20 protein-coding genes are annotated in these 24032 nt (G+C 59.6%); 13 read left to right on the plus strand and 7 right to left on the minus strand.

All coding sequences use genetic code 11. The features are described 5' to 3' along the window. Positions 1–174: 174 nt before the first annotated feature. The 7 genes from NDJ82_RS11780 (at position 175) to NDJ82_RS11810 (ending at position 12126) form a co-directional block, all read left to right on the plus strand. Positions 175–2004 carry an extracellular solute-binding protein gene (locus NDJ82_RS11780; protein WP_099582778.1) on the plus strand — a complete coding sequence of 610 codons (1830 nt, stop codon included), beginning with the start codon at positions 175–177 and terminating at the stop codon, positions 2002–2004. Then, a complete protein-coding gene (locus NDJ82_RS11785; protein ID WP_250925506.1) occupies positions 2001–3839 on the plus strand; it encodes an extracellular solute-binding protein in 1839 nt (612 codons plus the stop codon). Before NDJ82_RS11780 ends, NDJ82_RS11785 begins: the two co-directional genes overlap by 4 nt. Beyond that, positions 3840–4916, plus strand: coding sequence for a microcin C ABC transporter permease YejB (locus NDJ82_RS11790; RefSeq protein WP_099582776.1), 1077 nt, complete (start codon positions 3840–3842; stop codon positions 4914–4916). It abuts the gene before it with no gap. 1 nt (position 4917) lies between these two features. Continuing rightward, positions 4918–5937, plus strand: coding sequence for an ABC transporter permease (locus NDJ82_RS11795; RefSeq protein WP_032885814.1), 1020 nt, complete (start codon positions 4918–4920; stop codon positions 5935–5937). A gap of 1 nt (position 5938) precedes the next feature. Beyond that, a complete protein-coding gene (locus NDJ82_RS11800; RefSeq protein WP_158876179.1) occupies positions 5939–7540 on the plus strand; it encodes an ABC transporter ATP-binding protein in 1602 nt (533 codons plus the stop codon). Positions 7541–7693: 153 nt separating this feature from the next. Further along, positions 7694–11179 carry a hypothetical protein gene (locus NDJ82_RS11805; protein WP_250925507.1) on the plus strand — a complete coding sequence of 1162 codons (3486 nt, stop codon included), beginning with the start codon at positions 7694–7696 and terminating at the stop codon, positions 11177–11179. Between the two features lie 71 nt (positions 11180–11250). After that, the gene (locus tag NDJ82_RS11810) at positions 11251–12126 is read left to right on the plus strand and encodes a helix-turn-helix transcriptional regulator (RefSeq protein ID WP_250925508.1); all 876 of its coding nucleotides are present in this window, start codon (positions 11251–11253) and stop codon (positions 12124–12126) included. Here NDJ82_RS11810 and NDJ82_RS11815 read toward each other — a convergent pair. Then, on the minus strand, positions 12068–12655 hold the full coding sequence (locus tag NDJ82_RS11815) for a LysE family translocator (RefSeq protein ID WP_158876182.1): 588 nt from the start codon (positions 12653–12655) through the stop codon (positions 12068–12070). The two genes, NDJ82_RS11810 and NDJ82_RS11815, sit on opposite strands and share 59 nt — an antisense overlap. Positions 12656–12784: 129 nt before the next feature. Beyond that, on the minus strand, positions 12785–13666 hold the full coding sequence (locus tag NDJ82_RS11820; RefSeq protein ID WP_250925509.1) for an NAD(P)/FAD-dependent oxidoreductase: 882 nt from the start codon (positions 13664–13666) through the stop codon (positions 12785–12787). Positions 13667–13811: 145 nt separating this feature from the next. On the opposite strand from NDJ82_RS11820, the gene NDJ82_RS11825 reads away from it, so the two are divergent. Continuing rightward, entirely contained in the window at positions 13812–14249 is a 438-nt protein-coding gene (locus NDJ82_RS11825) for an Rrf2 family transcriptional regulator (protein WP_099582770.1), read from the plus strand. Here the strand turns inward: NDJ82_RS11825 and NDJ82_RS11830 are convergent. Both NDJ82_RS11830 and NDJ82_RS11835 read right to left on the minus strand, forming a co-directional pair. After that, on the minus strand, positions 14246–14875 hold the full coding sequence (locus NDJ82_RS11830) for a ribonuclease T2 family protein (RefSeq protein ID WP_250925510.1): 630 nt from the start codon (positions 14873–14875) through the stop codon (positions 14246–14248). The genes NDJ82_RS11825 and NDJ82_RS11830 overlap by 4 nt on opposite strands. 35 nt (positions 14876–14910) lie before the next feature. Next, positions 14911–15891 (minus strand): Gfo/Idh/MocA family protein, encoded by a 981-nt coding sequence (locus NDJ82_RS11835; protein WP_250925511.1) that lies wholly within the window; start codon positions 15889–15891, stop codon positions 14911–14913. A gap of 127 nt (positions 15892–16018) precedes the next feature. Between NDJ82_RS11835 and NDJ82_RS11840 the strand changes: the two genes are divergently transcribed. Beyond that, positions 16019–16381: an NUDIX hydrolase gene (locus NDJ82_RS11840; protein WP_112194966.1), complete on the plus strand. Its 363-nt coding sequence runs from the start codon at positions 16019–16021 to the stop codon at positions 16379–16381. 137 nt (positions 16382–16518) lie between these two features. Then, entirely contained in the window at positions 16519–17463 is a 945-nt protein-coding gene (locus NDJ82_RS11845; RefSeq protein WP_099582766.1) for a sensor domain-containing diguanylate cyclase, read from the plus strand. A gap of 266 nt (positions 17464–17729) precedes the next feature. Here NDJ82_RS11845 and NDJ82_RS11850 read toward each other — a convergent pair whose 3' ends face one another. Next, positions 17730–18785: an AbrB family transcriptional regulator gene (locus NDJ82_RS11850; RefSeq protein ID WP_250925512.1), complete on the minus strand. Its 1056-nt coding sequence runs from the start codon at positions 18783–18785 to the stop codon at positions 17730–17732. Positions 18786–18891: 106 nt separating this feature from the next. Between NDJ82_RS11850 and NDJ82_RS11855 the strand changes: the two genes are divergently transcribed. Then, a complete protein-coding gene (locus NDJ82_RS11855) occupies positions 18892–19791 on the plus strand; it encodes a LysR family transcriptional regulator (RefSeq protein ID WP_250925513.1) in 900 nt (299 codons plus the stop codon). Here the strand turns inward: NDJ82_RS11855 and NDJ82_RS11860 are convergent, their stop codons facing one another. Next, the gene (locus NDJ82_RS11860) at positions 19792–20121 is read right to left on the minus strand and encodes a hypothetical protein (protein WP_026139966.1); all 330 of its coding nucleotides are present in this window, start codon (positions 20119–20121) and stop codon (positions 19792–19794) included. Positions 20122–20254: 133 nt separating this feature from the next. Beyond that, a complete protein-coding gene (locus tag NDJ82_RS11865) occupies positions 20255–22756 on the minus strand; it encodes a TonB-dependent siderophore receptor (protein ID WP_250925514.1) in 2502 nt (833 codons plus the stop codon). 264 nt (positions 22757–23020) lie between these two features. Here NDJ82_RS11865 and NDJ82_RS27510 point away from each other — a divergent pair, with 264 nt between their 5' ends. Beyond that, on the plus strand, positions 23021–23299 hold the full coding sequence (locus NDJ82_RS27510; RefSeq protein WP_352230438.1) for an HNH/endonuclease VII fold putative polymorphic toxin: 279 nt from the start codon (positions 23021–23023) through the stop codon (positions 23297–23299). Next, positions 23296–23967, plus strand: a complete 672-nt coding sequence (locus NDJ82_RS11870; RefSeq protein ID WP_250925515.1) for a hypothetical protein — start codon at positions 23296–23298, stop codon at positions 23965–23967. Before NDJ82_RS27510 ends, NDJ82_RS11870 begins: the two co-directional genes overlap by 4 nt. Positions 23968–24032: the final 65 nt, after the last annotated feature.

Raw genomic sequence — 24032 nt, forward strand, 5'->3', positions numbered from 1 at the left:
CTTGCCCCCGATTGCGGTGTGTCAACCAGTGAATCTGGTAGCTGACAGCCTGCTATCGGGGGCAAGCCCCCTCCCACATTGGTTCTCCAGTGTCTGGGACTGGCTTTTTCCAACCGGAACAAGCTGTTACTGTACCGACCATAAAGCCCAAGCCGCCTGGATCGGATCTCTGACTTGAAGCGTCCCCTCCTTCTACTAATAAGTCTGGCCTTGAGCTTTGGTGCGAACGCGACGATTACCGAGAGCCACGGTTATACGCAGTTCGGCAGGCTCAAGTACCCGGCCAAATTCACCCACTTCGACTGGGTCAACCCTGCAGCGCCGAAAGGCGGGACTTTGCGGGTCATGGCATTTGGCACCTTCGATACGCTCAACCCCTATACCTTCAAGGGCTCCAGCCCGGTTTCCACCCCCAATTTCCTGCAATACGGCGTCAACGAGCTCAATGAGCCGTTGATGGTCGGCACCGGCCAGTACGCGCCGTCCGGTGATGAGCCCACCTCTAGCTACGGATTGATTGCCCAATCGGTCGAGTACAGCGAGGACCGCAGCTGGGTGGTGTTCAATTTGCGCCCGGAAGCGCGCTTTCATGATGGCAAGCCGATCACCGCCGATGACGTGGCCTTTTCCTATCGCACCCTGCTGACCGAGGGCCATCCGCAATACCGCACCAACCTGCAGGAAGTGGCGCGGGTGGACATCCTCAATCCTCACCGCATCCGGTTTGTGTTCAAGCGCGCCGGCAACCCGCTGCTGATTCTGCGCCTGGGCGAGCTGCCGGTATTGCCCCAGCACTATTGGAAAAACCGCGACTTCAAGGCCACCACCTTCGAACCGCCGCTGGGCAGCGGACCGTACCGTATCAGCAAGGTCACCCCGGGACGCCAGCTGGTGTTTGAGCGGGTCAAGGATTACTGGGGCAAGGACCTGCCGGTCAACCGGGGTTTCTACAATTATGACAAGGTCGAAGTGGAGTTCTACCGCGACAGCGACGTGGCCTTCGAGGCCTTCAAGGCCGGCGAATTCGACATCTACATCGAGCACCAGGCCAAGAACTGGGCCAATGGCTACAACTTCCCTGCGGTGAACCGGGGTGAGGTGATCAAGGCGCAGATCGCCCACCAGATCCCCACCCAAAGCCAGGGCCTGTTCATGAACACCCGCCGACCGACCTTCAGCCAGGCCAAGGTGCGTGAAGCCCTGGGGCTGATGTTCGACTTCGAGTGGACCAACCGCACCCTGTTCAGCAACGCCTACAAACGCACCTTGAGCTACTACCCCAACAGCGAGTTCGCCGCCAGCGGCGTACCCGTGGGCCACGAATGGCTGATGCTCTCGCCGTACCGCGAGCAATTGCCGGCGAACCTGTTTACCCAAGCCTTCAGCCTGCCGCAGACCGACGGGCGCGGCATCCCCCGCGAGAACATGCGCCGCGCCCTGGCACTGCTGGGCGAGGCTGGCTGGAAACTCTCGGGCCAGCGCTTGCTCAACAAAGATGGGCAGCCGCTGCGCTTTGAGATGCTGCTGGTCAACCCGAACCTGGAGCGCATCCTGCAACCCTATGTGGAGAACCTGATCAGCATTGGCATCGACGCGCGCCTGCGCACCGTCGACCGCGCGCAGTACAAGCAGCGCCTGGATCAATTCGACTTCGACATGATCCTGATCACCCTCAACCAGACCCTGAGCCCCGGCCTTGAGCAGTGGCAGTACTTCCACTCCAGCCAGGCCGCGATCAAGGGCAGCAAGAACTATGCAGGCATCGCCAACCCGATCGTCGATCACCTGCTGGAACAACTGCTGGCCGCCCAGACGCGCGAAGAACAACTGGCCGCCGGCCGCGCCCTCGACCGGGTGCTGCTGTGGCAGCACTACAGCATTCCAAACTGGTACCTCAACTATCATCGCCTGGCGTACCGCAACCGGTTCGCCTTTGTCGCCACGCCGCCCTACAGCCTGGGCCTGAGCGCGTGGTGGCTCAAAGCGTCGGAGAAAGCCCAATGATGTCTTTGCGTTCTTCACTGTTTGCCGGCTTGTTGCTGAGCTGCGCGGCCCACGCGGCGCCGCAGCATGCGCTGACGCTGTACAACGAGCCGCCGAAATACCCGGCCGACTTCAAGCACTTCGACTATGTGAACCCGGATGCCCCCAAGGGCGGCACGTTCCGCGAGTCGGCCATGGGCGGCTTCGACAGCCTCAACCCCTACATTGCCAAAGGCGTGCCGGCGGACAACCTCGGCCTGATCTACGACACCCTGGCCATGCAAAGCCTGGATGAACCCATCACCGAATACGGCCTGGTCGCCGGCAAGATCGAAAAAGCCCCGGACAACAGTTGGGTGCGTTTCTACCTGCGCCCCGAAGCGCGCTTCCATGATGGCCACCCGATCCGCGCCGAAGACGTGGTGTTTACCTTCCAGGAACTGATCAAGGAAGGCTCGCCGATCTACCGCACCTATTACGCCGACGTCGACGAAGTCATTGCCGAAGATCCGCTGAAAGTGCTGTTCAAGTTCAAGCGCACCAACAACCGCGAATTACCGCTGATCCTCGGGCAACTGCCGGTATTGCCCAAGCATTGGTGGGCGACCCGCGACTTCGCCAAGGGCAACCTTGAAGTGCCGTTGGGCAGCGGGCCGTACAAGGTCGCCGAGGTCAAGGCCGGGCGCATGATCCGCTACGAGCGGGTCAAGGACTACTGGGCCAAGGACCTGCCGGTCACCAAGGGTTTCTACAATTTCGATAACCGCATCACCGACTACTATCGCGACAGCACCGTCTCCCTGGAAGCCTTGAAGGCTGGGCAGTTCGACTATTGGCTGGAATTCAGCGCCAAGAACTGGGCCAACGCCTACAACATCCCGGCCGTGACCGAAGGCCGCTTGATCAAGGAAGAGATTCCCAACGGCAACCCCACCGGGATGCAGGGTTTTGTGTTCAACATGCGCAAACCCATGTTCGAAGACGTGCGCGTGCGCAAGGCCATCAGCCTGTTGCTGGATTTCGAATGGAGCAACAAGCAGCTGTTCAACGGCGCCTACACCCGTACCCGCAGCTACTTCGAAAACTCGGAGATGGCGGCCACTGGCCTGCCCGGCCCTGATGAGCTGAAAATCCTCGAACCGCTGCGCGGCAAGATCCCACCCGAAGTCTTCACCCAGGCTTTCGAACCGGCCAAGACCGACGGCAGCGGCATGATCCGCACCCAGCAACGCGAAGCCTACCAACTGCTGCAGGAAGCCGGTTGGCGTATCGTCGATGACAAGATGGTCGACCCCACCGGCAAACCGGTGAAGATCGAATTCCTGCTGGCCCAGACTGAATTCGAACGTATCCTGCTGCCCTTCAAGCGTAACCTGGCCGACCTGGGCATCGACCTGGTGATCCGCCGCGTCGACGTCTCGCAGTTCGTCAATCGTATCCGCTCGCGGGACTTCGACATGCTGGTGGGCAGCTTCCCGCAGTCCACCTCGCCCGGTAACGAACAGCGCGAATTCTGGAAATCCTCCAGCGCCGATAAACCCGGCAGCCGCAACTACATGGGCCTCAAGGACCCGGCGGTTGACCAATTGGTAGAGGAACTGATCGACTCCGATTCGCGCAAAAGCCTGGTGGCCCATGCCAAAGCCCTGGATCGCGTGTTGCAGTTTGGCTACTACGTGATTCCCAACTGGCACATCAAGACGTTCCGCGTGGCGTATTGGGATCACCTGGGCCACCCCAAGGTACCGCCGCGCTACGACGTGGGCACCGCCACCTGGTGGAGCAAACCCAATGTCAAACCTGCCGTCCCCCTGAACACAGACACGAACGCCGATCCGGCGAGCGGAGGCGATTGAATGCTGGCCTATATTGTTCGCCGCCTGTTACTCATCATCCCCACATTGTTCGGGATCCTGCTGATCAACTTCATCATCATCCAGGCCGCCCCCGGCGGCCCGGTGGAACAGATGATCGCCAAGCTTGAGGGCTTTGAAGGCGCCACCAGCCGCATTGCCGGCGGCGGCGCCGAAGTCTCGGTGGCCGGCTCCAGCAGCTATCGCGGCGCCCAGGGCCTGGACCCGGCGCTGATCAAGGAAATCGAAAAGATGTACGGCTTCGACAAGTCGGCGCCGGAACGCTTGTGGATCATGGTCAAGAACTACGCCCAGCTGGATTTTGGCGACAGCTTCTTCCGTGACGCCAAGGTCATCGACCTGATCAAGGAAAAGATGCCGGTGTCCATCTCCCTCGGGTTATGGAGCACGCTGATCATGTACCTGGTGTCGATCCCCCTGGGGATCGCCAAGGCTACGCGCCATGGCAGCCATTTCGACGTGTGGACCAGTTCGGCGATCATCGTCGGCTATGCGATCCCGGCGTTCCTGTTCGCGATCCTGTTAATCGTGGTATTCGCCGGCGGCAGTTACTTGGACTGGTTCCCGTTGCGCGGGCTCACCTCCAACAACTTTGACGAGCTGAGCTGGGGCGGCAAGATCCTCGACTACTTCTGGCACTTGGCGTTGCCGATCACCGCGCTGGTCATCGGCAACTTCGCGACGATGACGCTGCTCACCAAAAACAGCTTTCTCGACGAGATCAACAAGCAGTACGTGGTCACCGCCAAGGCCAAGGGCCTGACCAACCACCGCGTGCTTTACGGCCATGTGTTCCGTAACGCGATGCTACTGGTGATCGCCGGTTTCCCCTCGGCGTTTATCGGCATCTTCTTCACTGGCTCATTGCTGGTGGAAGTGATCTTCTCCCTCGACGGCCTGGGCCTGATGAGCTTTGAAGCGGCGATCAACCGTGACTACCCGGTGGTGTTCGGCACGCTGTTTATCTTCACCCTGCTGGGGCTGATCGTGAAACTGATCGGTGACCTCACCTACACCCTGGTCGATCCGCGTATCGACTTCGCCAGCCGGGAGCATTGAGATGAATCTGTCCCCCCTCAATCGTCGCCGGTTCGAGCGTTTCAAAGCCAACAAACGTGGCTGGTGGTCGCTGTGGCTGTTCCTGATCCTGTTCGGGCTGAGCCTGGGCGCGGAGCTGATCGCCAACGACAAACCGCTGGCCGTGCACTACGACGGCGACTGGTATTTCCCGGCGCTCAAGCGCTACCCGGAGACCACCTTCGGCGGCGAGTTCCCGCTGGAAGCCAACTACAAGAGCCCGTATATCCAGGAGCTGCTCAAGGCCAAGGACGCCTGGACCTTGTGGGCGCCGATCCCGTTCAGCTACCAGAGCATCAACTACGACCTCAAAGTGCCAGCCCCGGCGCCGCCGTCATCCGTGAACTTGCTGGGCACCGATGACCAGGGCCGCGATGTACTGGCGCGGGTGATCTACGGTTTTCGGGTGTCGGTGCTGTTTGCCCTGACCCTGACCATCCTCAGCTCGATCATTGGCGTGATCGCCGGGGCCTTGCAGGGATTCTACGGCGGCTGGGTCGACCTGGCCGGGCAGCGTTTCCTGGAAATCTGGTCCGGGCTGCCGGTGTTGTATCTGTTGATCATCCTCGCGAGTTTTGTGCAGCCCAACTTCTGGTGGCTGCTGGGCATCATGTTGCTGTTTTCGTGGATGAGCCTGGTGGACGTGGTGCGCGCCGAGTTCCTGCGCGGGCGCAACCTTGAATACGTGCGTGCAGCCCGCGCCTTGGGCATGCAGAACGGCGCGATCATGTTCCGCCATATCCTGCCCAACGCCATGGTCTCGACCATGACCTTCATGCCGTTCATCCTCACCGGCGCCATCGGCACCCTTACCGCCCTGGACTTCCTCGGCTTTGGTTTACCCGCCGGCTCGCCGTCCCTGGGCGAACTGGTGGCCCAGGGCAAATCCAACCTGCAAGCGCCGTGGCTGGGCATGAGTGCGTTCGCCGTGCTCGCGATCATGCTGAGCCTGCTGGTGTTTATCGGCGAGTCCGCTCGCGATGCCTTCGACCCGAGGAAATGAGATGAATCAGGACAATCTGATCGAAATCCGCGACCTCAGCGTCGAGTTCGTCACTGGCGAGCATCACCACCGCGTGGTCAACAACGTCAGCTTCGACATCAAGCGTGGCGAAACCATCGCACTGGTCGGCGAAAGCGGCTCCGGCAAATCGGTGACCGCCCATTCGATCCTGCGCCTGCTGCCCTACCCGCTGGCGCGGCATCCGAGCGGCACCATCGAGTACGCCGGGCAAGACCTGCTGACCCTCAAGGAAAAGACCCTGCGGCACATTCGCGGCAACCGGATCGCGATGATCTTTCAGGAGCCGATGACCTCGTTGAACCCGCTGCACAATATCGAGAAACAGATCAACGAAGTGCTCGGCCTGCATAAGGGGCTGACCGGCAAGGTTGCCACCCAGCGCACCCTGGAATTGCTGGAATTGGTCGGCATTCCCGAACCACACAAACGCCTCAAGGCCCTGCCCCATGAATTGTCCGGCGGCCAGCGCCAGCGGGTGATGATTGCCATGGCATTGGCCAACGAGCCGGAGTTGTTGATCGCCGACGAGCCGACCACGGCGCTCGACGTGACGGTGCAGTTGAAGATTCTCGAACTGCTCAAGGAATTGCAGGCGCGCCTGGGCATGGCCTTGCTGCTGATCAGCCACGACCTGAACCTGGTGCGGCGCATTGCCCATCGTGTGTGCGTGATGCAGAAAGGTTGCATCGTCGAGCAGGCCGAGTGCGAGACGCTGTTCCAGTCGCCGCAACACCCCTACACCCAGGAACTGCTGGCGGCCGAGCCCAGCGGAGGTCCGGCCAATAACGTAGTGGGGCCGCCGCTGCTGGTGGTCGATGACCTCAAGGTGTGGTTCCCGATCAAGAAAGGCTTTTTGCGCAACACCGTCGATTACGTCAAAGCGGTGGATGGCATCAACTTCAGCCTGCCCCAAGGGCAAACCCTGGGCATCGTTGGCGAAAGCGGCTCGGGCAAATCCACCCTCGGTTTGGCGATCCTGCGCTTGATCGGCAGCAAGGGCGGCATCTGCTTCGAAGGCCAACAGCTTGACCGCCTGACGCAGCAACAGGTACGCCCGCTGCGCCGGGAAATGCAGGTGGTATTCCAGGACCCGTTCGGCAGCCTGAGCCCGCGCATGTGCGTCAGTGAGATCGTTGGCGAAGGTTTGCGCATTCACAAAATGGGTACGCCGGCCGAGCAGGAAGCAGCGATTATCGCCGCGCTCAAGGAAGTGGGCCTGGACCCGGAATCCCGGCATCGCTACCCCCATGAGTTCTCCGGCGGCCAACGTCAGCGCATCGCCATTGCCCGTGCACTGGTGCTCAAACCGCGCCTGATTTTACTCGACGAACCCACTTCGGCCCTGGACCGCACGGTGCAACGCCAGGTGGTCGAACTGCTGCGCAGCCTGCAGGCCAAGTACAACCTGACTTACCTGTTTATCAGCCATGACTTGGCGGTGGTGAAAGCACTGAGTCATCAACTGATGGTGGTCAAGCATGGGCAGGTAGTGGAACAGGGCGATGCACAGGCGATTTTTGCCGACCCGCAGCATGCGTATACCCGGCAGTTGCTTGAGGCTGCGTTCCTCGTACCGGCCTGAATGCATGCTGGCCACCCGCTGGGACTTCTGACCGCAGGCCAATGGCCTGCCGCCGTGATCGACACACGCCACGGCATTCCAGGAAGCGCCTGCTACTGCGCCAGCGCCATGGGCGTCGATGATCCGGGTTCCCCTTAACTCGGACATACGTTCATGGAAGACTCCACTAGCTTCGGCCTGATGTGGGACACGTTGCCGCACGATACCGCAGAGTCAATCACCCCCGGCCCGATGCACGCGTCTTTGAGTGAGCCCCAGGCGTTGCACGTCGTGGGCGACAACGCCTTGATCAGACAATTGATCGGCCTGTTCTCCGACGGGGCAGAGGCGCCGTTGCCGACGCCCGCGCAACCTGTGCGGGTTGCCGCATCTTCATTGTTGGGACAGTGGACCGGGCTGTTCAGCAAGGCGATCCATGCCAGCCACTTCAAGGCCTGGGCCGCCGATCGGAACGTTGACCTCAAGACCCTGAGCGTGTGTACCAGCACACTCCGCGTCAGCGCTCACGGACAGCCCAAGGTCTACACCCTGGGCGATACGTCAGCGTGGTGGTCAGTGGCCAACCCCATTATTGCCATCAGCCATATGGTCGACCCCTCGGACCTGGGCGTTCACTACCTCGCCCCCCTCGCCGATGACGATGCATTCACGTTGCCGCTGAACCTGGTTCTGGCCTTCCATGGTTATCCGCTGCCAGCCAATCGCTTTACCGCGTGGAGCATGGTCGAGGAGCTGCAAGCCCTGCGAGGGTTCCCGGTATTCGACGACAACGGACGCAGCACGTCTATCATCGAGGCGGAACTGACTCACCAACAGCGCGACTTCCAACAGTTGGCCGAGGCCCTGGAATCGCTGATCAGCGGTGGAAGGTTGCTGTTTACACGGGACATCTACCTCACCAGCCTGCAACTGAACTCAGACTCCAAATTGGCCAGAAGCCTGCGCGAAGCGGCCATGCTGTTGCAGGCAGTTATCAACGAGAACGATCTTGCCGGTCCGACCGATGCGCCAACCCGTGCGCATTTCGACGCGCAGCGCAATCGCATCTGCGTGCTGGCCCACGGCAGTGAGCAGGAGCAAAGCACCTGGGCCCCCGAGTCACCTGATACGCGCTGGGAGCGCCTGACTTTGCTGGGTACGCAACTGCGCACACACCTTTATCCCGGCCACAGCGTGAGCCTCGCGGCCGTGTTGAAGGCTTACGGCTTTGAGCGCCCATCGAGGCGGGCAGAGATCCGTGCCCTGATTCAACGCCTGCGCGACTGGGAAGTCCCCGCTGCAAAGTCGATCCTGCACACGAAGCACTCGTACAAGCAGTTGTTGCGCTATCGGCGCCTGGTCGGTCAGTTGAATGATCGCTACACGCTTTGCACCGTGCTCTCAGAGGTGGTCGCCGACGGCAAGCTGCATGGACCTGAAGGCCTTGACCGTATCATCGCCGTCGACCCGGACGGCCTGCAGCCGTTCGTCAACAAGGCCTATGTTCACCTGCGCCAGTTGACCGACGACCCGGCCTTCGTGAGCCTGCGCACACGCGAAGGGATTGACCCGGCCAGCCACGTGTTGCTGTCGGTTTCCGGTGAGATCGGTGCGTACGCCATGGATGGCAGCTGGAAATCCCTGGAGCGCGCCGTCACTGCCAACGACCACCTGTTTGCGCTGAAACTGGTGTTGATGAAACTGGCCGCCAAAACCGGTGGACAGTTGCGCACCAACGGTGCGGTGAGCCTTGCACAAGGGTTGCGGCTTTATCAGTTTGGCTTGCCGGAAACGCTGGCCCAGGTACGCACGCTGGTACAGCGCCTGGAAACTCCACTGCCCTTGCCCGCCAGCCATGGCTCTTACTGGCGCGCACTGACGCCCGTCGGCACGCAACCATCGGCCGGGGTCCTGACGCCGCGGCAACGCCAACAGATTGTGGAATTGAGTAACGCTTTCATCGCAGGCCGCAGCGACGCACTGTTCACCTGCCTGTGCCAACCCTGGCTGGCCGGCAAGTCGACGGCCGAGGTGCGCGCAGAGGCCGATTACCTGCTGGTGCGCGTGCTCGATTCGCCGCTGGCCCAGGCGTTGGGCGAAACATTGTCGGACACCCTGCACTGGCACGACAGCCATGCCCGCGACAGCTCGGAGCGTGGCAGCCGGACAGCGCTGATAGCAGCAGCCTTGATCCTGAGCATCGACCCACACTTCGACGCGCACCCCACGCGCCTCGTCTACCTCGACTGGCAGGATGACTATTTTTGGGGGGAACCCATCACGTTCGTGCGGGACTACCTCGAAAGCGTCCTGCCCAGTTTGGACAAGCCGGTTGCAGCACTGGCGGCGCACTTGATTCTCAGTGGGAAAGGTCCACATCTGCTGGTGCGCGAGATTCACGACGCCGCCGCACACCTGAGTTCCCATACGTGGGTGTTGTTTCGCCAATACGTGATGTACCTCGAACGGCTGCTGCCGGGTGCCTCGCGCCAACTGACCTACGCCCAGATCATGTCTCTTGCCAATCTGCCACCAGAGGGTGCCTGGAAAACTTTCCTCGCAAGCGCCCACGCGGCCGTGCCGATCATCGACTGGGCAGTGGTCAATGGCATTCTGCAGCCCCAGTCACGCTACGGCACGTTTGCGGTGAATACGGCAGTAGACGCCCTCAACACGCAATGCGCGCGCTTGCGTTCCACCCTCGAAGCATTCGCCGAACCCGTGGTAACCCTGCGCGAGACTGCGCGCAATGATCTGCGCAGGGTCTACCCGGACAATCCCTGGCTCGACGCGCGGATTCTGATGTGGCTGCCGGAAAACTCCCCGTTCTCCGAAAGCGGTCGCTTCGAGAATGTGTATAACGGCCCCAAATACTCGTTCATCGACCTGCACATGGCCGACCGCCTCGACGTCACCGAAACCAAATGGCACTCGTCACAAGCCGAGATCAAATACCAGCAGATGACCAGGCGTTTTCATCTGCTGGGACGCATTTTCAACGTATTTTCCCAGGCGTTCGACCAGAAACTCCAGCAGCTCAAGGCCGCTTACCGGGAGTCCATTTGCTATTGGCTGTCGCAACTCACGCTGCCTCAGCGTGAGGCCCTGGAAAATGGCCGAGTGCGGTTCTTCCGTCTGGTTCGGCCAGCCACCGCGCAAGGCACGCCACTCAGCGTCGGTCGCTTTGGTGTTCTAATGCGTGTCGCGTATCTGAGCCAGCTGGATTTTTATGAGTGCTTCCCCTGTCAGCTAGTGATAATGACGCGTCGCGACATTGACGACGAGCAACTCAGGCGTGCCGTCGATACGGCCACCCGGCAGCCGAGGATGCGTTTTGACTGGACGGCCTATGCAAAGGGCAGTTGGCCGGTGGAACCTGCCCTGCTGCCGGAGAACACCGAGGTGGTCATCCAGGCGCTGGGTAACGAGCTACCCGAACCGGATGAGATTGCGCCACCGGACATGCTGGGCCGCCGCGTGCCGCGCACCCTTGATTCAGCGCGCTCCCACGCCGTGGCAGACGCGATCCTCGCCCATCAGTTGGAAGACAGTCAGGCTTTGAGCGAAAAGGCCAGGCTGCCGATCACGCTGGAAGCGGCCGTGAGCGAGCACGATCCCTGGGCTGACTTCCTGCGCAGCATGGCGCTGAAGTCCGGCTGAAGCTTGAACAATCGCCGCGTTTGTATAAGGCTGCAGGCTTGCTCATTCGTTCACGTCAGGGAGTTGCCTCCATGCCCGCCTCTACCGCTCCGCTGTTCTGGCGTGATCCGGCGCTCGCGTTTCTCGAAGCGCGCAGCATCGCCGACGGGCGCAAGGTCACTTACACGCGGCATGCCCACGAACATTTCTCCATCGGTGCGGTCACGGCAGGCCGCAGTTATTACCACTACGGCGCGCAGACTTTCGAAATCAGCGCCGGCACGCTGGTGCTGATGAACCCCGGCGATGTCCACGCCTGCAATCCGATCGAAAACGAGCCGTGGTCGTACCAGATGCTGTACATCGACACGCCTTGGCTGACCGATCTGCAGCACCAGTTGGGCTTCAGCGCCGATCAGGGTTTTCGCCCGTTCAGTACGCCGTACAGCCGTGATCCGGTGCTCTACGAGGGTTTGCTGGAGCTGTACCGCATCGTCGTCGATGAACAGGCCGAGTACCTGCACAAGCAAAGCGCGCTGGTCAGTTACTTCAGCGATGTACAGCAACGCCTGAACCCGTCCGATACGCCTTTGCGCGAGGTCAACTACAAGCTGGAGCGCGCTGCCGAGTACATCCGAGCGCACTGCACGCTGGCATTGAAACTGGAAGACATCTGCCTGGCGGCCGAGTTGTCGCCGTCGTACCTGATCCGAGCATTCAAGCAGTATTACGGGCTGACGCCCCATGCGTTTTTGGTCAACCAGCGTATCCAGTTTGCCCGCAGCCAACTGCGTGAGGGCGGTCTGATCGCTGATGTAGCGCTTGCCGCAGGCTTTGCCGACCAGGCGCATTTTCAGCGTGCCTTCAAACTGCATTTTGCCGCCACGCCGGGGCAGTACCGCGACCGGCTCAAGCCATCAGCAAATAACCCACACTGGCCACCAGCAACGCGGCCATTGAGCGGTTGAACACACGCACGCCCTGAGGGTTGCTCAGGTAGCGGCGCAGAAAGGTGCCCGCGTAAGCCCAGCACGCCACCGACAGATAGCAGATCACCAGGTAGAGGCTCGCAAACAGCCACACTTGCCCGGCGTCGCCATCGGCCACAAACAGCCCCATCCCCGCCACGCAGGCCAACCAGGCCTTGGGGTTGAGCCATTGCATGATCGCGCCGTAGAGCATCGACGGTGCAGTGGCCGTGCCAGCGGCGTCCAGGCGACCATCATCGACGGCCAGTTTCCAGGCCATGTACAGCAAAAAGGCCACGCCGCCCCATTGGATCAACTGGGTCAGGACCGGCCAGCGCAGCAGCACTTCATGCAAGCCCAGACCGATCAGCACCAGCAGCAAAGTGAAGCCGACGGCAGCGCCAAACACGTGTTTCTGACTGGCGACGAAGCCGAAGCGCGCACCAGAACTCAGCGCCACGACATTGACCGGTCCCGGTGTGATGGAAGTGGCCAGGGCGAAGGCAGCCATGGAAATAATCAAGCTCATTGCGGTTCCCTTTTTATGGTGATGCATAAAGAGGGTTCCACGGTATAAGGCCGCGCCGAAACGGTATTGAACAAAATCACCCTGGCAACGCACGGGACTGCTTCACAAACAGCTCACGCTCCCTGGCCTTCACATGATCAAGGAAAAATGCGCGCCCACGCCAGCACGTACGCCCTCGCCCACCGCCAGCGCTACCGAACCGGCGGCAAGGGACGTATCACCACAGGCAAACACACCGGGCACCGAGGTTTGGCGGGTTTCGTTGGTGTGCACATAAGGGCCCGTGGGGCCGTCGGCCAACTCACAGCCCAGGTGTTCCACCAGCGGACTGATCTGTGTGCGAGACATCGTGAACACGCCATCCAACGCAATGACGCGACCGTCAACCAACTCCAGGTCTGCATGTTCACCGCTGATAGCGCTGACGGCGGTGCTTTCCACACGGACTGCGCGCCGATCCAGCTGGAGCTTTTGCTCGGCATCCGGCGTGAATACGCCATTGGTGAACAAGGTGGTGGCGCCCCAATCGGGCAACATCAGCGCGTGGTGCATCGCCAAGGGCGAAGTCGCCAGGACGCCGATGCGGCCCTGCTCAAGCTCGTAGCCATGGCAGTACGGGCAATGGAACACCCGTTTGCCCCAGCGTTCTTTCAAGCCCGGGATCGCTGGCAACTCATCGACCACGCCGGTAGCCAGGATCAGGCGCCTGGCCTTGAACGCTCCGTTGCATGGGGTGCGCACGCTGAATCCGTCCAAGTGCCCGCTGGCCTGAACCACACTGTCCTGCACCCATGTGACCGTCGGGTACTCCATCAACTGGCTGCGCCCTTCGGCGGCGATGACCTGCGGCGGTTGGCCGTCCTGGCCAAGAAAGCCATGGGAGGTGGCTGCAAACCGGTTACGCCGTTGCCCCGCATCAATCACCAGCACCTTGCGCCGCGCCCGCGCCAGTTGCAGGCCCGCAGACAGGCCGGAATAGCTGCCGCCTATGATAATGACGTCATGCATCATGGAAGGTGACCTCATGTGATACGCACGCGGTTATCCGCGCGCTTTCACGACACACCATAAGTTACGTAAAAATACGCCGTCAAGTGTCTCGCAACTTATCGGGTTACGAACCATACTTTGCGCCGGCTCAACCTGAGGTTTATCGATGAGAAATGACACCCGGCTTTCGCGCATGCTGCACGTGTTGATCCACATGGGGCGCCACGAGGAACGCGCCACGTCGCAGACAATTGCGCAAATGCTCGGCACCAACCCGGTGGTGGTGCGGCGCACCCTCGGCCGGCTCAAGGAGAAAGGCTATGTGCGCTCGGAAAAGGGCCACCAGGGCGGCTGGAGCTTGGGTAAACCCCTGAGTGAGATTACCCTGCTGGATATTCACAGCGCGCTGGGCACGCCATCGATCTTCGCGATCGGCCTCTCGACCGATCACCCGGAGTGCCTGGTGGAACAAGCAGTGAATGCTGCCCTTACCGACGCTTTCGAACAGGCCCAGGCGCTGCTCTTGAAGCGTCTGGGCAAGGTGACACTGGCACAATTGGCCGAAGACTTTGACGAGCGTTATCGACTGGCAATGCTGCCCTAGCGCTGCGCAGGAATGCGGATATCGCCCTCGCGGCATTGGGTTTTCACACTGCGCGGGCAGCCGGCGAACGCCAGGTCCTTGGTCAGGCACACGCGCACTTCCGACAGCACCTTGCCTTTGCAAATCACGGCCACCCCATGATTGCCCATGCGCGGGTTGCTCTCGCGAAACAAAGCTTCGATCTCAGAGGCAGGCAACGATGGCGGTGTATTGAACGGCTGCAGCTGCGTTGGGATGGCAACAACGCCCAGTGCCGCGTCGGTTTTCTCCAGGTAGGCAAGCGGTTCAAGCCCGCTGCAAGTGCCGTGCTTGGCCCACTCGTGCTTGAGCAGCGAACGGGTGGGGAACAATGCGGCGCCCTTGTCCAGCTCTTCGCGGGACAAGGACGAATGCGGGTTACAGGACGCCGGCCACCCGCCCTTGGCGTATTGCGGCCACAGGCCGTGCAGCACAAATCCGTAGCCTTTGCCCGAACACTGCTCATTGTCCGGGTGCGTCAGGCAAAACGTCGGCGACCATGACAGCGACAACACATAAAAATCAAACTCTCCAGGCGTCCCCTGACTCCGTGGGGCCGCCATAGCACCTGTAGCGAACGCAAGGCACAACGTTATCCAGTATTTCATCCGTCTATTTCCTTGAAAAAGCAGGTATATCGCGCCTAGCCGGGATGATGGGGGTTACGTTGTAGCACCTTGTCCAGGATCCGGTCGGTCTTCAACGCCTCGATGGCCAGCGACGGATGCTCGGCTTCACCACGTATATGCGCGTTCATGGCCAACACGTGGTGCCACTGGATATGCGTGTGGCACGGCACGTCCAGCACTTGGTTGATCTCACCTTCGAGATGCAGCGGTTGGTCTTCGAAGACCGCAAACGTGATGCGGCCCCTGCTGCCGATCAGCTCGACTTTGTCTTCCCGGCGGTCGGCAACAAAGTTCCAGCACCCCATGCCCAATGCGCCTGAGCTGAAGGTCCAGCAGGCGGTAACCGCGTCCTCGGCCACATAGCGCCCGGCCTGACGTGCGCTAAAGCCCGACACCTCGACGATATCGCCGGCCAGGTACTGGAACAGGTCAAACCCATGGCTGGCCAGGTCGGCAAAGTAACCGCCACCAGCGACCAGCGGGTCGGTACGCCAATTGGCGGCGCTGGCGTCCTCGGCAGCCGGTGGTTTGCACAGGGTCCAGGTGAGCTGGCGCAGTTCGCCGATGCGACCGTCGCGCAACCAGTCGCGTACTTGCACAAAGCGCGGCAGCGAACGGCGGTAGTAGGAGACAAACAGATGCAGCCCGGCGCGCTCGAAGGTGCGTTGCATCAACGCACTTTGCTCGGCATTCAGTGCCGTAGGTTTTTCGACGCAACAGTGCTTGCCGGCCGCAGCCACCATCAGGCTGTATTCGAGGTGGCTGTCGGGCGGAGTGGCGATGTACACCGCGTCCACTTCGGGGTCGTTGATCAGCGCCTGGGCGTCGGTATAAAAACGGGCAATCCCATGGCGTGTCGCATAATCGCGCACGGCGGCTTCGCGGCGCCCCATCACGGCCACCAGGGCCGAACCTGGCGCTTTGTAGAAAGCGGGTCCACTCTTCAATTCAGTGACACTGCCACAACCGATCATGCCCCAACGTACGGTGCTCATCTCTTTCCCTCGTGCGTTTTGTTCAGTCGGGCAGTATCTACATAGCTGCGCCGACACGCCATACGCAGTTAGCATGACAATTGCATTACACTTTTGTGACAATCATCCCGGGGCGGGGGCACAGACGATGAAAATCAGGGCAACGGTTATTTGCGAACACGAGGGGCATATCCTCTTCGTGCGCAAGGCCAGATCAAAATGGGCCTTGCCCGGCGGCAAGGTCGAGCGTGACGAACGCCCGGTGGGCGCCGCCGAACGCGAGTTGGAAGAAGAAACCGGGTTGAACGTGGATGGCCTGCTGTACCTGCAGGAACTGAAGGCCCGCGACACGCTGCATCACGTGTTCGAAGCGTCAGTGGTGAATATTGCGCAGGCGCGGCCGTGCAACGAGATCGCCGATTGCCAGTGGTACGCCTATGGCGCACTGGACCAGTTGGACACCACCGATGCCACCAGACACATCGTCAAATCCTTTCTGCGTCGCCTGTAACCCCCGGTGGTTGGCCGACATCTTGGCGCCAAAAAGCGCCTGTCACGACCTCTCGTCTGCTGCCCCGGCTTACGCTTGACTCAAGGGGTCAATCAAAAGAGGCTCTTGGCTATTCGCCACCATCCCCGAGCACGCCCATGAGCATCGATCCCCCGAGCCAGCCCGACAGTGACGTGTACCGAACGCTGCTGGAGTCGACCAAAGCCATCCCCTGGCGCATCGACTGGCAGACCATGACCTTCAGCTATATCGGCCCGCAGATAGAGACATTGCTGGGCTGGACCCCGCAAAGCTGGGTCAGCGTGGACGACTGGGTCGAGCGCATGCACCCGGATGACCGGGAATACGTGGTGAATTTCTGTGTGTCGCAGTCCCGCGCCGGCGTGGACCACGAGGCGGATTACCGAGCGCTCACGGTCAACGGCGACTATGTGTGGATTCGTGATGTGGTGCACGTGGTGCGCAAGGATGGCGAGGTCGAAGCCCTGATCGGCTTTATGTTCGATATCAGCGAACGCAAGAAAACCGAAGAGCACTTGATACGCCTGCAAAAACAACTTGAGGAATATTCCTATCAGGACGGTCTCACCGGCATCGCCAACCGGCGCATGTTCGACACCGTGCTTGAGCGCGAATGGGCCAGCGCCCTGCGCAGCCAGTTGCCGCTATCGTTGCTCATCCTGGATATCGATTTCTTCAAGCAGTACAACGATCACTACGGCCATATCAAGGGTGATGAATGCCTGCGTCAGGTCGCACGCACGCTGTCCCAGGCGGCCAATCGACCCAGGGATTTCATTGCGCGTATAGGCGGTGAAGAGTTTGTATGGCTGCTACCGGAGACCGACGCGGCATCAGCCAAACAGGTGGCGCGGCGTTGCCTGCACCTGATCTGCCAGCAGCAGATCGAGCATGGCTTTTCGGCAGTGTCGAACCTGCTGACCCTGAGCCTGGGCGTCGGTACACGTATCGTCACACCCGACAGCCCGATGCTGGGTTTTGTCGAGGATGTCGACAAATTGCTTTATCAAGCCAAACGCAATGGACGGATGCGCGCGGAGTTTGCAGAGGGTGAAGTTTGACGCTGGCGGTCAAATTCCAGGCAAAAAAAATCCCAAGTAGCTGATGGAAACTTGGGATTTAAAAATGCATAAACCGTGGGAGGTGAACGCCCGGCTATAGTAACGATTGTAAAAACGTGTAACAAGACTATTTCAATCCATTCGTCGGATTAAAAGTTGCGTAAGTCCTTCAATAACCACATGTTTTTTAAGGTGGTGAGAAATTCCAGTGCCACTTTTTGGTGCAACTACCGGGCATATTTCCACTTATAAAAAGGGGTTATTGACTACCACAACGCTGCACGCTTTGAAGTTCGTTCATCAGGCACTTGGTTCAATAGACGATACAACGGCAGGCACGCGGCCTGGATCAATAGCATGCGGATCACTTGCATCGCCGTCACCAACGTGACCGCCAGCCCCAGCGCCTCGGCAGTCAGGCTCATTTCCGGGGCGCTGCCCGGCATCATGCCCAGGGCCAGCGACAGCCACGACAGGCCCAGCCACGTCCCCAGCCCCCAAGCGGCCAACCCGGTGGCAATCACCGAACCTGCCATCAACACCACTACCTTCAGTAGAAAGCCCGGTGCACGACGGAAAAAACCTCTGTCAAACGCAGCGCCCAGAGCGCAGCCAATCAAGAGCTGGCCCGCGCCGCTCAGCCATCCCGGCATGCTCATCGACAAGTTATTGCAGCCCACCCCCACCGCACAGATCACGAACGGCCCGAATGTCCACGGGTTAGGCACGTTGCAGTGTTTGAAACCCAGCGCCGCCAACCAGCCCATGGCCAGGATGAAAACCAGCCAGGGCCAAATCACCGGCAAAGGGGCCTGTGCAACCCCAGGCGATAGGCCAAAGGTCGCGATAGCTTGCACGGCCAGCAGGATCAGCAACAAGCGGACACTGTGGGCAGCCGCGATAAAACCGGGGTCCGCCTGGCGTTGACGGCCCAAGTGGACCATCTCGCTGGAATTGGCCGGCATCAGTGCGAAGAACGCCGTGCCGAACGGCACACCCCAGCGATTAAGGATCAACACCGAACACAGTGCCAACACCAGGGTCAGCAACACCGCCGTGACGATCAATCCAAGATGGGCCGCCACTTGCTGCATCACCGGCAAGGTGAAATGGCAGCCGATGGCGACCGCCACGATCAATTGCCCGGCTTGGCGGCCGTGGGGGATTTCAGGGACCGGGCCGCCGGTGCAACGGGTTATCAGCACCGCAAGCAGCGAGCCAATGACCCATGGCAACGGCCATCCCGCCCAACTGGCGAGGCTGGCGCCCAAGGCGCCAATGATCAGGGTGATAAGCCAATACGGGCGAAGAGTGAGGAACATGATAAATCCGGCATGGAGAAGAGTGCCGACAGGTTATAGACTCGACCTCATCACAGAAAATATCCATTTGTTAAGCAACTCATCACTCTTTGTTATGCGAGCTTGTATGAACTTGAAAGCCTTGGAATATTGCGTCGAAATCGCCCGTCAAGGCAGCTTCACCAAAGCTGCTCAGGCCCTGCATGTGGCGCAACCGGCGTTGAGCATGGCGGTGGGTCGGCTGGAGGATGAGTTGGGGGTGGCCCTGTTCAACCGGGCCACGCGACAGATCAGTGTCACGGCAGAAGGAAAGTTGTTTCTGGCGCGTGCTGAAGCCTGCCTGCAGGGGTTGCAAGGCGCGCGGCGCGAACTGCAAGACTTGACCCAATTGCACAGCGGCGAGATCCGCGTCGGCGTGCCGCCCATGTATGGCATCCGCCATATTCCCGAGTTGCTGATGCAGTTCCGTGCCCGCTACCCCGGCATCGCGATGCATGTCGTGGAAGGCAGCGCCGATGACATCAGCGAGCGCCTGGCCACACGGGACATTGATGTCGCGCTGCTGGAGTCGCGGCGCGTCGATCCGGGCTGGGAGTCGGTGTTGCTTGGCAGCGATGAAATGGTGTTGTGCATGGCTGAGCAGCACCGGCTGGCGCGAGCGGCGTCGATTTCGGCGCCCCAGTTGCAGGACGAAGCAATGCTGGTGTTCGACAACACCTTCCTGCAACGCCACCTGCTGGACACCTTTTGCAGCAATGCCCGCGTGCGTTTCAATATCGCCCTGGAGAGTAACTTCGTGCCGCTGGTGATTGCCGCTACCCGCAGCGGAATGGGCGTCTCCACCCTGCTGCGCTCGGTCCAGGAGCAAGAACCGGGAATCGCCGGCGTGTCTTTCGAGCCCGCCCAGTTCATGCACTTCAACCTGTGCTGGCGCGCCAGTGAGTACCTGTCCCAGGCCAATCGACGGTTTATTGAAACGGCCAAGTTGTTCTTTCAGGAAGATGCCGGCTCGCCGCTGTCGCGATGATCACTTGCGTGCGACTTTGTAGCGAACACAGTCCTGATAGAAGCTTTGGCGGATCGCCTCGGGCTTGAGGCGTGAACGGCTGTCGTAGGTCTGCTCGGTGATGCCCATGGCCATCATGCGCATCCACGACTTGTTGAACTTGATCGTCTGGATCTTCTGCCGCGCAGCGTACAGCGATACCCCTGACAGCTTGAGTTCCTGGGCCCTGGCGGCGGTGCCGGCGCCCCAACTGCACATGTACTTGTCACCCTCGCGCAGTTCCCGAGCCTGCACGGCAGCCGCGCCGCCGGCCAGGGAGCAGGCGATCAGCATGATTCCAACATTGCGCATTTGCATCCCCACCTAACCGCCTGAAAATAAAAGCGATTCTGGCGAGGATTTTGTTACAAAGGGGCCATTAAATTGCCTTATCGACAAAACTTTATGGCCACAATTTAGCCCCTCACCCAGGAAGTTCAGGCGTTTACCACTGATAAGTCGCACTCGCCTGCACCGTACGCTGCGAGCCGTACCAGCACCACGAGTACGAATAGCACGACGCGACATACTCTTTATTCGCCAGGTTAGTGGCGTTCAGCGCCAGGCGCAGGTTGTCCTTGAGGTTGACGATGTTCTTGATGTCGTAGTGCACCGCCGCATCGAACAAGGTGTAGCCCGGTACTTTCAGAGTGTTAGCCGTATCGCCCCACGAGGAACCGACATAACGCGCCCCCGCCCCTGCCCCAAACCCTTTGAGGTTGCCGTCATGGAAGGTGTAATCCGCCCACGCCGAGGCCGTGTGGCGCGGAACCGCGTAGGTGGTGGTGCCCTCGGCATTGATCGCCGGGCCTACGCCGATGTCGCTGATGGGCGCATAACGCACGGTGTTGTTGGACTTGCTGATGCGATTGTCCAGGTACGCGTAGGCCGCAGTGATGTCCAGGTTGTCATTGAGGCTGGCCTTGCCTTCCAGTTCAAACCCACGGGATTGCACTTCGCCATCCTGGCTCTGGCAGCGTCCGGTGCCGCACAGGTGCGTAGGGTCCGGATCGGTCGTCAGGACGTTGCTCTGGCGCAGGTCAAAGATTGCCGCGGTGATAAAGCTATTGCTGCCCGGCGGCTGGTACTTGATGCCGATTTCATACTGCTTGCCTTCGGTCGGCTTGAACACCGAGCCACCATACCCAGTGCCTGATTGGGGGTTGAAAGACTCCGAGTAACTGGCATACGGCGCCAGGCCATTATCGAACAGATAAACCAGACCGACGCGCCCGGTGAAGGCTTTGCTGTCCAGCGAGGACTGGCTCTTGGTCGCCGTGCGCAGGGTCTTCGTGGTGCTGTCAGTGCTGGCCCAGTCATAGCGACCGCCCAGCAGCAACACCCACTTGTCCCACTTCATCTGTTCTTGCAGGTAGACGCCGGTCTGTTCGCTGCGCGACGTGCCGTCGGTGGTGTACGCCGGTACCGCAACGGCGGCGCCGTAGACCGGGTTGAAAATATCCAGGGTCGGCCCGGCAGTGTAGGTGCCTGAACCGGACAGGGTATCGGTGCTGGTGTTCTGATAGTCGAGCCCCATCAGCAAGGTGTGCTGCACCGGGCCGGTGTCGAATCTGGCTTGTACCTGGTTGTCGAGGGTATACGCATCCATGTCCACATCGGTGGCGATGGTCGAACGGCGGATGGTCCGGTAATCCGTCATCAGGTAGTTGCTGTAGAGGCTGCGGTACTGGCCTTCGCTGCGCAGGTAACGCGCGTTCTGGCGCACGGTCCACACATCATCGAAGTGATGTTCGAAGGCGTAGCCGATGGAATAGTACTCGCGGTCGCTCTTCTCGAAACTCTTTTCCCCATCATAGAAATCCACATCGATGCTGCGCCCGGTCGGGCTGTGCAACACCGAGCCCCAGGCCGGCACCGAGCCGTAGGACGCGCCTTTAGGGTCCTTTTGGAAATGCCCAAGCAGGGTCAGCGACGTGGCGTCGTCCGGGCGCCAGGTGAACGCGCTGGACAGCGACTGGCGACGGGTCTCGGTGTGTTCGACCTGGCCGTCGGCGTCGTCGAACAGTCCGGCGACGCGGTAGGAATACACGCCCTGATCGTCAATCGGCCCGCTCAAATCGAAGGTGGTGCGCTTCTTGTTGAAGGTGCCGTATTCCACGCCCACTTCATGAAACGGCGTGTCCAGCGGGCGCTTGGTGACCATGTTGATCACCCCGCTCGGCGTTCCCTGGCCGTACAGCACCGACGCCGGGCCGCGCAGCACTTCAACGCGCTCCAGGTCGAAGGCGTCTTTTTGCGGCAAGGCGTCACGGCTCGACGGCATGCGCAGGCCATCAAGATAAGTGGCCGGCGCGAAGCCGCGGATGGTCAGTTGGTCCAGACGCGAGGCGGTAGCGCCACGGGTTTCCGGGACCACGGCGGCGCTGTAGCGCAGGATCTGGTTAAGGCTCTCGGCGTTCTGCGCACGCATCTGGTCCTTGGTGACGATGGAGATCGACTGCGGCGTTTCGATCAGCGCGGTGTCGGTCTTGGTCCCGGACAGGCTGCGCGTGGCCACATAACCGGACACCGGCCCGGTGGGACTTTCGGCCTGGTAGGCGCCGCTGATCGTGGTGGCCTGCAACTCCATGGCGCCGCCGTTTTCCGGGATGGCTTCCAAGCGGTAACGGTCGGCGGAAATCTTCAGGGCTTGCAAGCCGCTGCCGGCCAGCAGCTGGCTCAGTGCCACATCGGTGTCGTATTGCCCGCTCAAGCCATTGCTGACCTTGCCTCGGGTCAAGCTTGCATCAAACGCCAGCACCAACCCCGCCTGCTCGGCCAGGCTATTGAGGGCCTGGCTCAAGTCACCGGCCCGGATCTGGAAGCTGCGCACGGCGCTGCTGCTTGCTTGGGCATAGGCGGATTGGACATTCAGCAACGGCACGGCGGCAAAAGCCACCGCAGCTGACAGGGCCAGTGGATGCAAGGGACGAGCGAGGCGCGACATGGGAAATCCTGGGTCATGGAGGTTCTATTAACCATGACGGCCATGTCCGCAAATCGGGCAAGGATGAGAGCAGTTTTTATTTGAGATGGTTTATCCAGGCCTTGCTGCAATCAGTCGGCTCGCTTTTTTGTGTAGCCCTTTGAGGTGGGTTTACGCGGTTTTTCTCCAGCATTTGTCAGCCCATTCTGATTTTCCAAACCGTTCATCCAGCCGCTTTTTCCTGCGGCAGACTCCGACGCCTTGCCCTCTGCCGAGACGTCACGGATGACCCACGCTGCGCACATTGCCGCTATCGAACATGAAAACACTCAACCATTAGCAATTTACCGAGATAAAATTCGCGATCAGGATAAGCACATAATGGGACGGGTATATGTTTTTAGCTTAAAAGATGGCCACCTTACTACGATTTACGAACACTCTCTCGGACACTTAGAAGGAAATCATGGCCCACACTTCAATACCAAAAATACGATAAACGAAATTAAGACCCCACTAAAAATTGGTGACGACTCCCACACGTATTTTAAGAGATCAAAATGAAAACCGCTTATATAAACGAACTCGGCATCAGGCCTTGGACAGATGCGGACAGCATAAACAACAGTAAATTTACTACCACAACCTTGGTAGACCACAACTTTCCTGATTTATGGAAAAGTTGGTGCAGTGTCGTGGAGCACCTTTCTGAGACGTGGTGCTTTAAAAGAGAGTGGAAAGTAATTCGCGGGAAAAAGCCCAACTCAAAAACTGAGGAATACTTATTAAGGAAAGACTTAACCAGCCAGCTCAAAAGTGGAGATTTCTTGCAAAAAAACGAAAAAAGCAACACATACTCCATGATCAAAAACAGGCCAAACACGCCAATAAAAATAAACAGCTTAGCGCTAGAAGGGTCAAGTAGCGTTTTTTTAATAATAGAAAAAACAAAAAGCGAAATAGAGACACTCTGGAAAAACATGTTGATTTTTGAAAAAAATATTACCGCAAAAAACATTGGTTATTTTTTAGACTCGAATGACAGCTTATTACTCTGTAGATTCTATGAAGAAGAAACACATGCAGCAACGCAGTTTATATACCCAACAAAATTCAAAGACGAGATATCTTCAGCACTCAAAAAAAAACAAAATACAGAAAATAAATATTCAAGACACCTACAATTTTATTCACCACAAACTATAAATATACAACCTTGGCAAGCAATATAAAAACCAAGCAACTAACAGCGCTCTGATATTTATTGGAGACCCTACTGATATTTATTTTTATGAGG

The organism is Pseudomonas sp. SR18 (genome assembly GCF_023701505.1).
In the GTDB taxonomy this organism is placed as follows: domain Bacteria; phylum Pseudomonadota; class Gammaproteobacteria; order Pseudomonadales; family Pseudomonadaceae; genus Aquipseudomonas; species Aquipseudomonas cyclaminis.

What these genes read in the sequence shown, in the direction of transcription:
- NDJ82_RS11830 (WP_250925510.1), bottom strand. Translation starts at nt 14,875, where the DNA reads ATGAAATACTGGATAACGTTGTGCCTTGCGTTCGCTACAGGTGCTATG.
- NDJ82_RS11795 (WP_032885814.1), top strand. Translation starts at nt 4,918, where the DNA reads ATGAATCTGTCCCCCCTCAATCGTCGCCGGTTCGAGCGTTTCAAAGCC.
- NDJ82_RS11785 (WP_250925506.1), top strand. Translation starts at nt 2,001, where the DNA reads ATGATGTCTTTGCGTTCTTCACTGTTTGCCGGCTTGTTGCTGAGCTGC.
- NDJ82_RS11855 (WP_250925513.1), top strand. Translation starts at nt 18,892, where the DNA reads ATGAACTTGAAAGCCTTGGAATATTGCGTCGAAATCGCCCGTCAAGGC.
- NDJ82_RS11845 (WP_099582766.1), top strand. Translation starts at nt 16,519, where the DNA reads ATGAGCATCGATCCCCCGAGCCAGCCCGACAGTGACGTGTACCGAACG.
- NDJ82_RS11810 (WP_250925508.1), top strand. Translation starts at nt 11,251, where the DNA reads ATGCCCGCCTCTACCGCTCCGCTGTTCTGGCGTGATCCGGCGCTCGCG.
- NDJ82_RS11820 (WP_250925509.1), bottom strand. Translation starts at nt 13,666, where the DNA reads ATGATGCATGACGTCATTATCATAGGCGGCAGCTATTCCGGCCTGTCT.
- NDJ82_RS11870 (WP_250925515.1), top strand. Translation starts at nt 23,296, where the DNA reads ATGAAAACCGCTTATATAAACGAACTCGGCATCAGGCCTTGGACAGAT.
- NDJ82_RS11800 (WP_158876179.1), top strand. Translation starts at nt 5,939, where the DNA reads ATGAATCAGGACAATCTGATCGAAATCCGCGACCTCAGCGTCGAGTTC.
- NDJ82_RS11805 (WP_250925507.1), top strand. Translation starts at nt 7,694, where the DNA reads ATGGAAGACTCCACTAGCTTCGGCCTGATGTGGGACACGTTGCCGCAC.
- NDJ82_RS11825 (WP_099582770.1), top strand. Translation starts at nt 13,812, where the DNA reads ATGAGAAATGACACCCGGCTTTCGCGCATGCTGCACGTGTTGATCCAC.
- NDJ82_RS11815 (WP_158876182.1), bottom strand. Translation starts at nt 12,655, where the DNA reads ATGAGCTTGATTATTTCCATGGCTGCCTTCGCCCTGGCCACTTCCATC.
- NDJ82_RS11860 (WP_026139966.1), bottom strand. Translation starts at nt 20,121, where the DNA reads ATGCGCAATGTTGGAATCATGCTGATCGCCTGCTCCCTGGCCGGCGGC.
- NDJ82_RS11790 (WP_099582776.1), top strand. Translation starts at nt 3,840, where the DNA reads ATGCTGGCCTATATTGTTCGCCGCCTGTTACTCATCATCCCCACATTG.
- NDJ82_RS11865 (WP_250925514.1), bottom strand. Translation starts at nt 22,756, where the DNA reads ATGTCGCGCCTCGCTCGTCCCTTGCATCCACTGGCCCTGTCAGCTGCG.
- NDJ82_RS27510 (WP_352230438.1), top strand. Translation starts at nt 23,021, where the DNA reads ATGACCCACGCTGCGCACATTGCCGCTATCGAACATGAAAACACTCAA.
- NDJ82_RS11850 (WP_250925512.1), bottom strand. Translation starts at nt 18,785, where the DNA reads ATGTTCCTCACTCTTCGCCCGTATTGGCTTATCACCCTGATCATTGGC.
- NDJ82_RS11835 (WP_250925511.1), bottom strand. Translation starts at nt 15,891, where the DNA reads ATGAGCACCGTACGTTGGGGCATGATCGGTTGTGGCAGTGTCACTGAA.
- NDJ82_RS11840 (WP_112194966.1), top strand. Translation starts at nt 16,019, where the DNA reads ATGAAAATCAGGGCAACGGTTATTTGCGAACACGAGGGGCATATCCTC.